We start from the raw sequence: 15840 nt of genomic DNA, 5'->3' as shown, positions 1-15840 counted from the left end.
AGGAGGCGCATAAGATGCTCTCAGATAGGCTATCAGCGAAACACATGCCTGATAGACTATGATCAACGACTTTTGACCGAATTTTTGCCAAAGATGAGTTGCTGAGCCATTGGGCGACCGATAAAATTCTCCGGAAAGATAGGTGTGACCGCGCTTGCCTGCTCCAATCTTCTTAGCTGATCTTCAGTGAATTCGACACTTAATGCACCGAAGTTTTCCTCTGCCTGCTCCAGCGTACGGGCACCAATGATGGGCGAGACCACTGCCGGATTTTGTAGCGTCCAGGCAAGTGCAACTTGAGAGTGCGACGCCCCTACTTCATCAGCTACCTTTCCAACGACTTGGGCGATAGTCAGAGCCTGTTCATTGAGGTATCCCGATGAGGCGATAACGCCCTTGCGTGTTTCCGATACATTAGCGTCGTTTTCATCTGAAAGGTCCGCGTGACTGTACTTACCTGTGAGTATCCCGCCGCCGAGCGGCGACCACGGCAGAACGCCCAGCCCCATAGCCTGCGCCATCGGTATGAGTTCATGCTCGACCGTTCGTTCGACGAGGCTGTAGCTGATTTGCAACGCCACGAAGGGTGACCAGCCGCGTAAGTCGGCCAGCGTTTGCATTTGTGCCACCCGCCATGCGGGTGTGTTGCAGATGCCGACATAGAGAATCTTGCCCGATCTGACTAAGTCATCCAGAGTGCGAACAATCTCGTCAGGGGGGGTTGTGAAATCCCAGGCATGCAGGTACAACAGATCAATGCGATCGGTATCAAGCTGTCGCAGGCTCTCTTCGACCGACCGTACGAGATTGAGGCGATGGTTTCCGCCTGAATTGATGTTATTGGCATCGCGTGCCATGGTGAATTTGGTCGCGAGAACAATGCGTTCACGTTTATCTTTGATAAGACCACCCAAAATTCGTTCGGAGGCACCATTGGTGTAGTTAACCGACGTATCGATAAAATTTCCTCCACGATCAACATAGGCATCGAGGATACGTTTTGCTTCCGCATCGTTCGCGCCCCAACCCCAATCTGAGCCGAAGGTCATTGTGCCTAGCGACAAGGGGGAAACTCGGAGACCTGAACGGCCGAGTAAGCGATAATTATTCAATAATGTGTTGGTAGTCATATGGCGTCCTCATCGGTGTAACATTGAGACAGGAGAAAGCTGACGTGGCTTTACCCCATCTGATGGCATCGCCAGCGGAAGAGAAGTGCCACGCTTCGCATGTAGATCATTTTCTTCATCCACGGTTGTGAGCGATAGAATGCTTCTCCGCAATGATTGCACGATCGTCCGAGGGCGTTAAAAATAGAAGGATAAGGTCTTTATGCTAGATACGGCGATGTGTTATGACGCAAATTGAACAATTTCGGGACGCGATTGAAAGACATATGCCACAGGATGGGACGTTTGAGTGTCTCATCCCTGGGATGAAGCTTATCCGATGCTCTGCGCCGACGATGCCGATGCCGGTCATCTACGAGCCGACAGTCTGTTTCGTCGCACAGGGGCGGAAACAGGCACAGCTAGGCTCCCGTATTCTCCACTATGACCCAAGCAGCTATCTGGTTGCCTCAGTGAGTCTTCCCGTTGTCGGAACTGTCACGGATGCCAGCGAGGCACACCCTTACCTGAGTGTTCAGCTTGATTTGAACACAGTAGAATTGGGAGAGTTAGTGATGCGGTATCCTCGCATGACCGAGAGGCGTTCGGGGATAATTGGCCTCACGATCAACGAGATGACTTCAGGATTACTTGATGCGGCTACGCGCCTCGTCACCTTGCTTGATACACCAGAGGATATTGATGCACTGGGTTTGCTCGCCATACGTGAGATCCTTTACAGGTTGATGACTGGCCCAAATGGCCAAATCATTTACGCGATGGCTCAGTCCGATAGTCGGCATAGCCAAGTTGCTCGTGCCATTATGTGGATCAGAGCGAATTTCCAGAAAGCTTGCCGTATTGAGGATTTGGCCAACATGTCCAGTATGGGGCGTTCGGCATTCTATGAACATTTCAAAGCCGTTACCGCAATGAGCCCTTTGGAATTCAGGAACCAGTTGAGAATGCAGGAAGCGCGACGCTTGATGGTCAGCGATGGAATGGATGCGGCAAATGCCGGGTATACCGTGGGCTATGACAGCCCGTCACAGTTTAGCCGCGACTACTCTCGGCTTTTCGGAAGGCCACCTGCAAACGATGCGCGATTGCTTCGCTTGTCCAACTAGAGTTCGTCCGCGCAGTCCACAAGGTTGGTATTGCCATCACCGCGCATCAAGCCGTAGTAGCCTTGGCATCGGTTGGAGAAGATTGCATCAGAAAGACTGTTGACGTAAAAAAACCGGCCTAAGCCGGTTTTTTCAACAATAAAACGCGAAACGCGATTATTGCATGGCGTTGATGCGCGCAACCAGATTGGATTTATGACGTGCAGCTTTGTTTTTATGGATCAGGCCTTTACCAGCCTGGCGATCCACGATCGGTTGCATATCATTAAACGCATTCTGTGCCGCTTCTTTATCGCCAGTAGCGATCGCCGCGTATACTTTCTTGATGAAAGTACGCATCATGGAGCGACGGCTTGCGTTATGCTTGCGGCGCTTTTCAGACTGTACGGCGCGTTTCTTAGCTGATTTGATATTAGCCAAGGTCCAACTCCCAAATATATTCTATCGAGGACAATTCAAAGGCCGAGGAATATGCCCTTTTAGCCTTCGTTTGTCAATGGATTTGTGCAAATAAGCGCCGTTTGTACGTCGACGCCTGTTACGTTGTGATGGCGCAGGATTTTAGCAGCTTCATGCGGCGGAATACAGCTTTTCGCATCATAAATTCGCAGTGATACGATTATCCGCTGCTAAAACAGCAAGAATACTGCCGATATTCAGAAGGGTGACTGCAAAAGGCATGAATCGCGGGTTAACCTTACTCGTTGTACAAGGTATAATCCGCCGATTTCCATTATTTTAACCAATTTGTTCTGAGTCAGCCATGCAGCTAATTCGCGGTATACACAATCTTCGGGCACACCACTATGGCTGTGTGCTCACTATTGGTAATTTTGACGGTGTGCACCGTGGACACCAGATGTTGCTGGAACGCTTGAAGCAAGAAGGGCAGTCGCGCGGCTTACCTGTCATGGTGATGATTTTTGAACCCCAGCCGCTGGAATTGTTTTCCGCTGACAAAGCGCCTGCGCGGTTGACCAACCTGCGCGATAAAGTGAATTATCTGGAACAAGCGGGGGTTGACTACCTACTGTGTGTGAAGTTTGATGCACATTTTGCGGCCAATCATGCCCAAACGTTTGTTTCCTCGCTGCTGGTGGAGCAACTGGGCGTCCGGTTTTTGGTCGTCGGCGATGACTTTCGCTTTGGTGCTGGTCGGCAGGGTGATTTCCTGTTATTACAACGTGCTGGGCTTGAGTCGGGTTTTGATGTTATCAGCACCGATTCATTCTGTAATGGCGGTAAGCGAGTGAGCAGCACGGCTGTGCGGGAAGCGCTCAGTCATGATGACCTCTCTCTGGCAGAAAATCTGTTAGGGCATCCCTACCGTATTTCGGGTCGTGTGGTGCATGGTAATGAATTAGGGCGAACCATTGGTTTCCCTACCGCCAACCTGCCGTTAAAACGTCAGGTTTCACCGGTCAGTGGCGTGTATGCTGTTAGCGTATATGGATTGGGTGATGAACCGCTACCCGGCGTGGCCAATATTGGTACACGCCCGACGGTGACTGGCGACAAGCGCCAGCAGCTTGAAGTACATTTACTGGATGTGGCGATGGATTTGTACGGTTGTCATATCGAAGTCGTACTGCGTAAGAAGATACGTAATGAACAGCGTTTTGCTTCGCTTGAGGCTTTAAAGCAGCAAATCGCTAATGATGTGGTGACGGCCCGGGAATTTTTTGGGTTAAAGACACCGGTTTAATTTTTTAGCCGAAAACGAAATCGAGAATCTAATGAGTGACTATAAGACTACCCTGAATTTGCCGGAAACAGGGTTCCCGATGCGTGGCGATTTGGCCAAGCGTGAACCTGACATGCTGAAACGTTGGTATGAACAGGATCTGTACGGGATTATTCGTAATGCCAAGAAAGGTAAAAAAACCTTCATTCTGCATGATGGCCCTCCGTATGCGAATGGCAATATTCATATTGGTCACTCAGTTAACAAGATTCTGAAAGATATTATCGTTAAGTCTAAGGGACTGTCCGGCTACGATTCGCCTTATGTCCCTGGTTGGGACTGCCATGGTCTGCCTATCGAACTTAAAGTTGAGCAATTGATCGGTAAACCGGGAGAGAAGGTTACGGCGGCTGAGTTCCGCGCCGAGTGTCGTAAATACGCAGCCGAGCAGGTTGAAGGTCAGAAAAAAGATTTTATTCGTCTTGGCGTATTGGGTGATTGGGATCGTCCTTACCTGACGATGGATTTCAAAACTGAAGCGAACATCATTCGTGCACTGGGCCGCATTATTGAAAACGGTCATTTGCACAAGGGTGCCAAGCCCGTTCACTGGTGTGCCGATTGTGGTTCTGCGCTGGCGGAAGCGGAAGTTGAATATTACGACAAAACGTCTCCATCCATCGATGTGGCATTTCACGCCAGCGATGTGGCGGCAGTATTAGCCAAGTTTGGTGTGAGTAGCGTAGATGGCCCTGTTTCGCTGGTGATCTGGACGACCACGCCGTGGACGCTACCGGCAAACCGCGCAATTTCATTGAATGCAGAATTTGATTATCAACTGGTACAGATTGACGGTCAGGCGCTGATTCTGGCAGCCGATCTGGTTGAGTGCGTCATGGCACGTGCCGGTGTGACGCAGTGGATAGTGCGGGGTGACTGTAAAGGTGCCGATCTTGAATTGTTGCGTTTCCAACATCCGTTTATGGGGTTTGACGTACCGGCGATTCTAGGTGACCACGTGACGCTGGATGCGGGGACAGGTGCGGTGCACACCGCGCCCGGTCATGGTCCAGAGGACTATGTTATCGGTCAGCAATACGGGTTGGAAGTGGCTAATCCGGTCGGGCCAAACGGCTGTTATCTCAGTGGCACTTATCCGGAACTAGACGGTAAATTTGTTTTTAAAGCCAATGATATCGTCGTTGAAATTCTGCGTGAGAAAGGTGCTCTGCTGCATGTAGAGAAATTGCTGCATAGCTATCCTTGTTGCTGGCGTCACAAAACGCCGATTATTTTCCGCGCCACGCCGCAGTGGTTTGTCAGCATGGATCAGAAAGGTCTGCGTAAGCAGTCGCTGTCTGAAATCAAAGGTGTGCAGTGGATCCCGGATTGGGGTCAGGCGCGTATTGAAGCAATGGTCGCCAACCGTCCTGACTGGTGTATTTCCCGTCAGCGTACCTGGGGTGTGCCGATGTCGCTGTTTGTTCATAAAGAAACAGAAGCGCTGCATCCACGCACAGCAGAATTGATTGAAGCGGTGGCGAAACGCGTTGAAGCCGATGGCATTCAGGCGTGGTGGGATCTCGATCCTGCCGATGTGCTGGGTGCAGACGCTGATAACTACGTCAAAGTGCCGGATACGCTGGATGTGTGGTTCGACTCTGGATCGACGCACGCGTCTGTCGTCGATGTACGCCCGGAATTTAGCGGTCATGCAGCAGATATGTATCTGGAAGGGTCTGACCAGCATCGCGGCTGGTTCATGTCTTCCCTGATGATTTCTACCGCAATTAAAGGCAAAGCGCCTTACCGTCAGGTGCTGACGCACGGTTTCACCGTGGATGGACAAGGTCGCAAAATGTCTAAATCCATCGGGAATACTGTTAGTCCACAGGATGTAATGGATAAGCTGGGTGCCGATATTCTACGTTTGTGGATCGGTTCAACCGATTATTCTGGTGAGATTGCCGTTTCGGATGAGATCCTGAAACGTTCAGCCGATGCTTATCGTCGTATCCGTAATACAGCACGTTTCCTGCTGGCTAACCTGAACGGATTTGATCCGCAGCAGCACAGTGTGAAGCCTGAAGAAATGGTGGTGCTGGATCGTTGGGCGGTGGGATGTGCGAAAGCCGCGCAGGAAGAGATCATTGAAGCCTATGAAAGCTATGATTTCCACCGCGTGGTACAGCGCTTGATGCAGTTCTGCTCCATCGAAATGGGGTCGTTCTATCTGGACATCATCAAGGATCGCCAGTACACGGCCAAAGGCGACAGCGTAGCGCGTCGTAGCTGTCAGACCGCGCTGTATCATATCTCCGAAGCGTTGGTACGCTGGATGGCACCGATTCTGTCGTTCACCGCAGATGAAGTCTGGAATTATCTGCCGGGCAAGCGTGCACAGTACGTGTTTACCGAAGAGTGGTATGACGGTCTGTTCGGGTTGGATGCTACCGAAAGCATGAATGATGCGTTCTGGGCGGATATCCTGAAAGTGCGTAGTGAAGTGAACAAAGTGATCGAACAGGCGCGTAATGATAAACGTGTCGGTGGCTCATTGGAGGCGTCCGTCACGCTTTATGCCGATGCCGATTTGGCGGGTAAATTGCATCGTCTACAGCAAGAATTGCATTTTGCGCTGCTGACTTCGAAAGCGTTCGTAGAACGTTATGAAGATGCGCCTGCGGATGCTCAGGAAACGGAACTCTCTGGATTGAAAATTGCCTTAAGCAAGGCGGAAGGGCATAAATGCCCTCGCTGCTGGCACTATGAATCGGATATCGGTCATGATACCGATCATCCTGATATTTGTGGTCGCTGTGCAACTAACGTCGGCGGCAATGGTGAAGAGCGTAAATTTGTCTGATGAATAAATCGATCTGTTCGAGCGGATTGCGCTGGCTTTGGCTGGCGCTACTGGTTTTGGTTATCGATCTTGGCAGCAAACAGTGGATCCTTGCCCACTTTGCGCTGGGTGATACGCAACCTTTGTTTCCTTCTCTGAATCTGCACTATGCGCGGAATTATGGCGCGGCGTTCAGTTTTTTGGCTGATAAAGGTGGCTGGCAGCGCTGGTTTTTTGCCGGTATTGCGGTGGCGATTGTTGTCGTTTTGCTGGTGATGATGTATCGCGGCAGTGCGCAACACAAATTGAATAATATCGCGTACTCACTGATTATTGGTGGTGCGCTTGGTAATCTGTTCGACCGGACGTGGCATGGTTTTGTGGTTGATTTCATCGATTTTTATGTAGGTGACTGGCACTTTGCGACCTTTAATCTGGCAGATAGCGCAATCTGTGTTGGTGCAGCGCTTATCGTATTGGAAGGCTTTTTCAATACGCATGATGATACTGTCAAGCAAAAGGGGCACTGATGTCTGAAACTGTACAGAGCAACAGCGAAGTACTGGTGCACTTTATTCTGACATTAGCAGATGGATCGGCAGCAGAGTCCACACGGGAACGGGGTAAGCCAGCCTTATTCCGTCTCGGTGATGACAGTTTGTCACATGAGTTGGAACAACATCTGTTAGGGCTCAAATGTGGTGAAAAGCGCACATTCACATTACCGCCTGAATCCGCATTCGGGCTGAGCAATCCCGATTTGATTCAGTTTTTCTTACGTCGTGATTTTGCTGAAACAGGGGTTCCGGATGTGGGAACCATTATGTTGTTCAGTGGCGTAGGGGGGAATGATATGCCGGGAATTATCCGTGAAGTGGCGGAGGAGTCTATTACGGTAGATTTCAACCACCCGCTGGCCGGTCAGACGATTACGTTCGATCTGGAAGTTCTGGAAATTGATCCCTCTCGGCAGGAGGTTCCCCATGCAAATCTTGCTGGCTAACCCGCGCGGCTTTTGTGCTGGCGTCGATCGTGCGATCAGCATCGTTGAACGTGCGTTGGAGATATACGGTACGCCGATTTATGTCCGTCACGAGGTTGTTCATAACCGCTATGTGGTTAATGGTCTGCGTGAACGGGGAGCGATATTCATTGAGCAGATTAATGAAGTGCCGGATGGCTCAATTTTAATTTTTTCTGCCCATGGTGTTTCTCAGGCGGTGCGAGCCGAAGCAAAATGCCGAGATCTGACCGTTTTTGATGCAACTTGTCCGCTGGTGACCAAGGTTCATATGGAGGTTGCTCGTGCCAGTCGTAAAGGTACCGAAGCGATTCTGATTGGTCATGCCGGGCATCCGGAAGTCGAAGGTACGATGGGGCAGTATAGTAATGCCAAAGGTGGCATGTATCTGGTCGAATCGCCTGAAGATGTCTGGTTGTTGCAGGTAAAGGATGAAAATGACCTCTGTTTTATGACGCAAACAACGTTATCGGTAGATGACACCTCGGCGGTAATTGATGCGTTGCGGGCTCGTTTTCCGAAAATTGTTGGTCCACGCAAAGATGACATCTGTTATGCCACCACGAACCGCCAGGAAGCGGTGCGTAATCTGGCAGCAGAAGCGGATGTTGTGCTGGTGGTCGGGTCTAAAAACTCGTCCAACTCAAACCGTCTGGCTGAACTGGCCCAGCGCGCGGGGAAAGCCGCTTATCTGATTGATGCGGCAGAAGATATTCAGGAAGGCTGGTTGACAGGCGTTTCACACGTTGGTGTGACGGCTGGGGCATCGGCACCGGATATTTTGGTTCAACAGGTCATTAAACGTTTACAGGTGTTAGGCGGTGAGGTTGCCGTTGAAATGCAGGGTCGTGAAGAAAATATTGTTTTTGAAGTGCCAAAAGAACTGCGAGTTGAAGTTAAACAGATAGATTAGTATTTGTTTATGCGGTAGGGATTCTACCCTGCCGCTGTTACCCTTCCCATTTTCTCCCTGCTGTTGTCCGTCCGTGGAAATACGCATGCATAAAAATGAATTTTTATGCATGCTGCGATCTGGTTTATTTTTAACCCTTCTTGCGTGTATTCAAACACTCTGCGGTTTTTGATCGCTTTCAGAGGCAAATCTGACGCCAGCGATGAGATAGTTTTTCTGATTTTCTGTCATTTCAAACAGTATTTTCTAATCTGGTCGTAAATCCACTGGCGATAGTACACAGAGCCCGTTAACCTGATGTGATTTTCATGTCGTCAGTAGCAAAAGAGAGAGACATTATGAAAGATTCATCCATCCGTATTGCGGTTGTTGGGGCCGGTGGCCGCATGGGGCGTCAGTTGATCCAGGCCGTTGAACAAATGGACGGTGTGGTATTGGGCGCCGCGTTGGAACGTATTGGTTCGTCTCTAATAGGAAGCGATGCGGGGGAATTAGCCGGGCTGGGGAAAAACGGTATTACGGTGAATGAGCGTCTGGATGACGTGCAGGATGATTTCGATATCTTAATCGATTTCACCCGTCCGGAAGGCACATTGTCACATCTGGCTTTTTGCCGACAGCACCGTAAAGGTATGATTATTGGGACAACTGGCTTTGATGATGCCGGTAAAACGGCGATTAAGCAGGCGGCACAGGATATCGGGATTGTGTTTGCGGCGAACTTCAGCGTCGGTGTCAATGTCATGCTGAAGTTGCTGGAAAAAGCAGCCAAGGTCATGGGCGACTATACTGATATCGAAATCATTGAAGCACACCACCGCCACAAGGTAGATGCACCGTCTGGCACCGCGCTGGCGATGGGAGAGGCTATTGCTGATGCGTTGGGCCGGGATCTAAAGTCCTGTGCGGTATATACGCGCGAAGGTCATACTGGTGAACGCGATCCGAAAAGCATTGGTTTTGCTACCGTGCGAGCGGGCGATATTGTTGGTGAACATACTGCGATGTTTGCTGATGTTGGCGAACGTGTTGAGATTACCCACAAGGCATCCAGCCGTATGACTTTTGCTAATGGTGCAGTAAGAGCCGCTATCTGGATAAGTGCGAAGAAAAATGGTCTTTTTGATATGAGAGATGTGCTTTCTCTGGATGATTTATAGTTTATAATTTTATTTTATATATTCTATCTTACTGATAAAGGTAATCATTTTTGTGGTTACCTTTATTTTATTGTTTTTTGTTTTAATTTTATTCCATTCCATTTATTTTAATCAATTTTATAGTTATTTTTGGCACTGATTATCCCTCTGTATCCCTGAAGCCCCCCTCTTCTGGTGGTTTGTTACCCTTATTTTAACAATGTTGGCTCGCAACCGTTTACTTATCTAAGTTGATATGGCTTTTTACGTCAGTGGGGGGTGATTCATTACGGAAAGCATAAAAATAAGAGAAAAAAAGCGGTTTGAGTAGACAATCAGCAAGACCATCATTAAAATGCGCCCAATTTGCCAAAAATTTACCTTAAAGGTGGTTTTTGCATTGATTTAGTGGCTTTAATCTGAATTAATATGCAAATAACTTGATTTTTTATTCCTTGGAGGGTGTTTTGATTAAGTCAGCGCTATTGGTTCTGGAAGACGGAACCCAATTCCACGGTCGGGCCATTGGGGCAGAGGGAACGGCAGTGGGGGAAGTGGTCTTCAATACGTCGATGACCGGTTATCAAGAAATCCTTACTGATCCTTCCTATTCCCGCCAGATTGTCACTCTCACTTATCCCCATATTGGTAATGTCGGCGCTAATGCCAACGATGAAGAATCCCCCGCTGTACAGGCTCAAGGTCTGGTTATTCGCGATTTACCTCTGATTGCCAGCAACTACCGTAGTGAAGAAAGCCTGTCTGAATACCTCAAACGCAACAACATCGTTGCCATTGCCGATATTGATACTCGTAAGCTGACTCGCCTGCTACGTGAAAAAGGGGCGCAGAGCGGTTGTATCATCACGGGAGAGACGCCGGATGCCGTTGTCGCACTGGAGAAAGCGAAAGCCTTCCCGGGCCTGAAAGGGATGGATCTGGCAAAAGAAGTGACCACGAAAGAAAGCTACAGTTGGTTGCAGGGAAGCTGGACATTGGAAGGTGAATTACCTGAGGCGACAAACGAAAGTGAGCTGCCTTACCACGTTGTGGCTTATGACTATGGTGTGAAACGCAACATTTTACGTATGTTGGTGGATCGCGGCTGCCGCCTGACGGTCGTTCCGGCACAGACCTCTGCCGAAGAGGTGCTGAAACTTAATCCAGACGGTATTTTCCTCTCTAACGGCCCGGGAGACCCGGAACCGTGTGATTACGCCATTCGTGCAATCAAAACCTTCCTGGAAACGGATATTCCGGTATTCGGCATTTGTTTAGGGCACCAGTTGCTGGCTTTAGCTAGCGGCGCGAAGACGGTGAAAATGAAATTTGGTCACCACGGCGGTAACCATCCTGTCAAAGATCTGGATGCCAACTGCGTGATGATTACTGCGCAAAACCATGGGTTTGCCGTGGATGAGACGTCATTGCCCGCCACGCTGCGTCCAACACACAAATCTCTGTTCGACGGTTCGTTGCAAGGGATTCATCGTACCGATAAGCCGGCGTTCAGCTTTCAGGGGCATCCTGAAGCCAGCCCTGGTCCACATGACGCCGCGCCACTGTTCGACCACTTTATTGAATTGATCCAGACTTATCGTTCTTCGGCTAAATAATCAGGAGCAAGAAAATGCCAAAACGTACAGATATTAAGAGCATCCTGATTTTGGGCGCGGGACCGATTGTGATCGGTCAGGCGTGTGAGTTTGACTACTCTGGTGCACAGGCGTGTAAAGCGCTGCGTGAAGAAGGCTATCGCGTCATTCTGGTGAACTCTAACCCGGCTACGATTATGACCGACCCGGAGATGGCAGACGCGACTTACATTGAGCCGATTCACTGGGAAGTGGTACGTAAAATTATTGAAAAAGAGCGTCCTGATGCTGTGCTGCCGACCATGGGTGGTCAGACGGCATTGAACTGTGCGCTGGAGCTGGAACGTCAAGGCGTGCTGGCCGAATTCGGCGTCACCATGATTGGTGCCACGGCAGATGCGATTGATAAAGCAGAAGATCGTCGCCGTTTCGATGTAGCGATGAAAAAGATCGGTCTGGATACCGCGCGTTCCGGTATTGCACACACGATGGAAGAAGCGCTGGCTGTAGCGGCTGACGTCGGCTTCCCGTGCATTATCCGTCCTTCCTTTACGATGGGCGGCACCGGTGGCGGTATCGCCTATAACCGTGAAGAGTTTGAAGAGATTTGTGAACGCGGGCTGGATCTTTCTCCGACGAAAGAACTGTTGATCGACGAATCGCTGATTGGCTGGAAAGAGTATGAAATGGAGGTGGTGCGCGATAAGAACGATAACTGCATCATCGTTTGTTCCATCGAAAACTTCGATGCCATGGGGATCCACACCGGCGACTCGATCACCGTTGCGCCAGCACAAACGCTGACGGATAAAGAATACCAGGTCATGCGTAACGCTTCGATGGCGGTGCTGCGTGAAATCGGTGTCGAGACAGGGGGATCTAACGTCCAGTTCTCGGTTAACCCGAAGAACGGTCGCCTTATCATCATCGAAATGAATCCACGTGTTTCGCGTTCCTCCGCGCTGGCCTCTAAAGCAACGGGTTTCCCCATTGCGAAGATTGCGGCCAAGCTGGCAGTGGGTTATACCCTCGATGAACTGATGAACGATATTACGGGTGGCCGCACGCCGGCATCGTTTGAGCCGTCTATCGACTATGTCGTCACCAAAATCCCTCGTTTTAATTTCGAAAAATTTGCTGGCGCTAACGATCGTCTTACCACCCAGATGAAATCGGTGGGAGAAGTGATGGCGATTGGCCGCACTCAGCAGGAATCCTTACAAAAAGCACTGCGTGGTTTGGAAGTGGGTGCCACGGGGTTCGATCCGAAGGTCGATCTTGACGATCCTGAAGCGTTGACCAAAATCCGCCGTGAGCTAAAAGACGCTGGTGCAGAGCGTGTCTGGTATATCGCAGACGCATTCCGTGCTGGCATGTCGGTTGATGGCGTGTTTAACCTCACGAATATCGATCGCTGGTTCCTGGTGCAAATTGAAGAGTTGGTGCGTCTGGAAGAACTGGTCGCAGAGAAAGGCGTCACTGCGCTGGATGCGACCTTCCTGCGTCAGTTGAAGCGTAAGGGTTTTGCCGATGCGCGTTTGGCGAAACTGGCGGGCGTTGCCGAAAGCGAAATTCGCAAGTTGCGTGACAAATTCGATCTGCATCCAGTCTATAAGCGTGTTGACACCTGTGCGGCTGAATTCGCGACCGATACCGCTTACATGTACTCCACCTATGAAGATGAGTGTGAGGCTAACCCGAATCAGGATCGCGATAAAATTATGGTACTGGGCGGTGGCCCTAACCGTATTGGTCAAGGGATTGAATTCGACTATTGCTGTGTACATGCCTCGCTGGCACTGCGTGAAGATGGTTATGAAACCATTATGGTCAACTGTAACCCTGAAACGGTTTCTACAGATTACGATACGTCCGATCGCCTGTATTTCGAGCCGGTGACGCTGGAAGATGTACTGGAAATCGTGCGTATCGAAAAACCGAAAGGCGTCATTGTACAGTACGGCGGCCAAACGCCGCTGAAGCTGGCACGTGCGCTGGAAGCCGCGGGTGTGCCAGTTATCGGCACTAGCCCGGACGCGATTGACCGTGCAGAAGACCGTGAGCGTTTCCAGCAGGCGGTCAACCGTCTTGGCTTGAAACAACCGGCTAATGCGACGGTGGCGGCGATTGAACAGGCGGTAGAAAAAGCGCGTGGCATCGGCTATCCGTTAGTTGTCCGTCCTTCTTATGTTCTGGGCGGTCGCGCGATGGAAATCGTGTACGACGAAGCAGATTTACGTCGCTATTTCCAAACGGCCGTGAGCGTATCTAACGATGCCCCGGTTCTTCTGGATCGTTTCCTGGATGATGCCATCGAAGTCGATGTGGACGCTATCTGTGATGGTGAGCGCGTATTGATTGGCGGCATCATGGAGCACATTGAACAGGCGGGCGTTCACTCTGGTGATTCGGCATGTTCTCTGCCTGCTTATACGCTGAGTCAGGAAATTCAGGATGTGATGCGCCAGCAGGTTGAAAAACTGGCGTTTGAGCTTTGTGTTCGCGGCCTGATGAATGTGCAGTTTGCCGTTAAAAACAATGAAGTTTATCTGATTGAAGTCAACCCTCGAGCGGCGCGTACCGTCCCATTTGTCTCTAAAGCCACTGGTGTTCCTTTGGCGAAAGTGGCGGCTCGTGTCATGGTGGGACAAACGCTGGTTGAGCAGGGCGTCACCAAAGAAATTATTCCGCCTTATTATTCGGTGAAAGAAGTGGTCTTACCGTTTAATAAATTCCCTGGTGTTGACCCGATTCTGGGGCCAGAGATGCGTTCTACCGGTGAAGTCATGGGCGTTGGTCGCACATTTGCCGAGGCGTTTGCCAAGGCGATGCTGGGTAGCAATTCCCACATGAAAAAAACCGGTCGTGCATTGCTGTCGGTACGCGAAGGCGACAAAGCTCGTGTGGTTGATTTAGCCGCCAAGCTACTGAAACATGGATTCGAGCTGGATGCGACGCACGGCACGGCAATTGAACTGGGTGAAGCAGGGATTAATCCGCGTCTGGTGAACAAGGTTCATGAAGGTCGTCCACATATTCAGGATCGTATCAAGAATGGTGAGTACACTTATATCGTTAATACGACGGCGGGGCGTCAGGCGATTGAGGATTCTAAACTTATTCGCCGCAGTGCACTGCAATATAAGGTGCACTACGATACGACACTGAATGGTGGTTTTGCGACGGCGATGTCGTTAACAGCAGATCCGACGAATAAAGTGACCTCGGTGCAGGAAATGCATGCGATGATTAAAGGTCGCTCGTAACGCCGATGTCTCTCCCGTCATGCCTGTAGAGGTATGACGGGAGGAAAAGCGGCGAGAAGGGAGCGCTGGTTAACTCAGCGCGACTTTGATACCCAATGCAATCAAAACGGTCCCCAGTACTTTATCCACGAGTTTCTGAATCTTGGCCAGAACCTGACGCACAGGGCTACTCTGAAATATGAATACCAGCAGTGGCCACCAGATCGCGGATAGCCCCCAGATAATCATGGCGTACCACAGCTTTTCTCCTATACCGGAATTAACGCTCAATACCTGCGTGAACATTGCCAGAAAGAATAACGTTGCCTTTGGATTCAGTAAATTACATAAGTAACCTTGCAAAAACGCTTTCTTCATACTGACGTGCTGTTTTGTTAATTGTGTGACATCCATTTTGCTTCCGCCACGCGACAACAGCGCCTGAATGCCGATCCACATGAGATAAGCCGCACCTGCGTATTTCAGCAAATTAAAGAGCCAAGGGGTGGTGGTGATCACCACAGCCAGACCGGCTACGCAGTAAGCCATGTGGGTTGCCACACCGCAGATAACCCCGAATGCTGTCATTAGCGCGGCAATACGCGGGTAACGAGTTGCGTTTTTGATGATCAGAAAAAAATCGGGGCCAGGCGAAATCATGCCCAGAGTCGCAATTGTCGCAATAATTAATGAGGTTTCTAGCATGTTGCGTTCCAGGTGGAGAAAAAATATATACCCGTCATACTTCAAGTTGCATGTGCGTTGGCTGCGCTCAGTCACCCGAATCACTTACTCAAGTAAGCTCATCGGGATTCCTTCGCTTGCCGCCTTCCTGAAACTTGAATTATTTGGGGTATGGAAATAACCGAAGAGAATGATAATGCCAGAATCATTAATTGGTATCTTCATTATTGGCTATTGGTTCGCAATGTGTTAACTATTTTCCTTTCTTTGTTTGTGGTTATACCCAAAATAATTCAAGTTGCGTGAAGGCGGCAACCGAACGAATCCCCAGGAGCTTACACAAGTAAGTGACTGGGGTGAGTAAGGGCAGCCAACGCACAAGCAGCTTGAAGTATGACGGGTATATATCTGCCATCTTTCAATTTGTAGAGACGTTGGCTGTAATTGACTCAGTTTCTTTAAGGGATTCTCTGTACTG

At 49.9% G+C, this 15840-nt stretch carries 12 protein-coding genes; 9 read left to right on the top strand and 3 right to left on the bottom strand.

Annotated elements, in window-relative coordinates; all coding sequences use genetic code 11:
- Positions 1-62: 62 nt before the first annotated feature.
- Positions 63-1130 (bottom strand): aldo/keto reductase, encoded by a 1068-nt coding sequence (locus ACKPVM_RS18415; protein WP_409311257.1) that lies wholly within the window; start codon positions 1128-1130, stop codon positions 63-65.
- A 224-nt stretch (positions 1131-1354) separates the two neighbouring features.
- On the opposite strand from ACKPVM_RS18415, the gene ACKPVM_RS18410 reads away from it, so the two are divergent.
- A complete protein-coding gene (locus ACKPVM_RS18410; protein WP_409311256.1) occupies positions 1355-2236 on the top strand; it encodes an AraC family transcriptional regulator in 882 nt (293 codons plus the stop codon).
- Positions 2237-2392: 156 nt separating this feature from the next.
- On the opposite strand, the gene rpsT is transcribed toward ACKPVM_RS18410, so the two are convergent.
- A complete protein-coding gene (rpsT, locus tag ACKPVM_RS18405; RefSeq protein WP_109052417.1) occupies positions 2393-2656 on the bottom strand; it encodes a 30S ribosomal protein S20 in 264 nt (87 codons plus the stop codon).
- A gap of 343 nt (positions 2657-2999) precedes the next feature.
- Between rpsT and ribF the strand changes: the two genes are divergently transcribed.
- From ribF to carB, 8 genes are all read left to right on the top strand, one after another.
- On the top strand, positions 3000-3941 hold the full coding sequence (gene ribF, locus ACKPVM_RS18400) for a bifunctional riboflavin kinase/FAD synthetase (protein ID WP_409311255.1): 942 nt from the start codon (positions 3000-3002) through the stop codon (positions 3939-3941).
- 31 nt (positions 3942-3972) lie between these two features.
- Positions 3973-6786, top strand: coding sequence for an isoleucine--tRNA ligase (ileS, locus tag ACKPVM_RS18395; protein ID WP_409311254.1), 2814 nt, complete (start codon positions 3973-3975; stop codon positions 6784-6786).
- Positions 6786-7295, top strand: a complete 510-nt coding sequence (lspA, locus tag ACKPVM_RS18390) for a signal peptidase II (RefSeq protein ID WP_409311253.1) — start codon at positions 6786-6788, stop codon at positions 7293-7295. The genes ileS and lspA overlap by 1 nt, the downstream gene beginning before the upstream one ends.
- Positions 7295-7768: an FKBP-type peptidyl-prolyl cis-trans isomerase gene (gene fkpB / locus ACKPVM_RS18385; RefSeq protein ID WP_409311252.1), complete on the top strand. Its 474-nt coding sequence runs from the start codon at positions 7295-7297 to the stop codon at positions 7766-7768. Before lspA ends, fkpB begins: the two co-directional genes overlap by 1 nt.
- Positions 7749-8699, top strand: coding sequence for a 4-hydroxy-3-methylbut-2-enyl diphosphate reductase (gene ispH, locus ACKPVM_RS18380; RefSeq protein ID WP_409311251.1), 951 nt, complete (start codon positions 7749-7751; stop codon positions 8697-8699). Before fkpB ends, ispH begins: the two co-directional genes overlap by 20 nt.
- 338 nt (positions 8700-9037) lie before the next feature.
- A complete protein-coding gene (gene dapB / locus ACKPVM_RS18375; protein ID WP_409311250.1) occupies positions 9038-9859 on the top strand; it encodes a 4-hydroxy-tetrahydrodipicolinate reductase in 822 nt (273 codons plus the stop codon).
- A 446-nt stretch (positions 9860-10305) separates the two neighbouring features.
- Positions 10306-11454 (top strand): glutamine-hydrolyzing carbamoyl-phosphate synthase small subunit, encoded by a 1149-nt coding sequence (carA, locus tag ACKPVM_RS18370; protein WP_409311249.1) that lies wholly within the window; start codon positions 10306-10308, stop codon positions 11452-11454.
- Between the two features lie 14 nt (positions 11455-11468).
- Positions 11469-14699, top strand: coding sequence for a carbamoyl-phosphate synthase large subunit (gene carB, locus ACKPVM_RS18365; RefSeq protein WP_409311248.1), 3231 nt, complete (start codon positions 11469-11471; stop codon positions 14697-14699).
- Between the two features lie 69 nt (positions 14700-14768).
- Here carB and ACKPVM_RS18360 read toward each other — a convergent pair whose 3' ends face one another.
- Positions 14769-15383: a LysE family translocator gene (locus ACKPVM_RS18360; protein ID WP_409311247.1), complete on the bottom strand. Its 615-nt coding sequence runs from the start codon at positions 15381-15383 to the stop codon at positions 14769-14771.
- Between the last annotated feature and the right edge of the window lie 457 nt (positions 15384-15840).

Origin of the sequence: Pectobacterium hainanensis (genome assembly GCF_046237015.1) — a bacterium.
In the GTDB taxonomy this organism is placed as follows: Bacteria; Pseudomonadota; Gammaproteobacteria; order Enterobacterales; family Enterobacteriaceae; genus JBJYIN01.
Note: the sequence above shows the minus strand (reverse complement) of the source record. Positions and strands in the feature narration are given on the sequence as shown.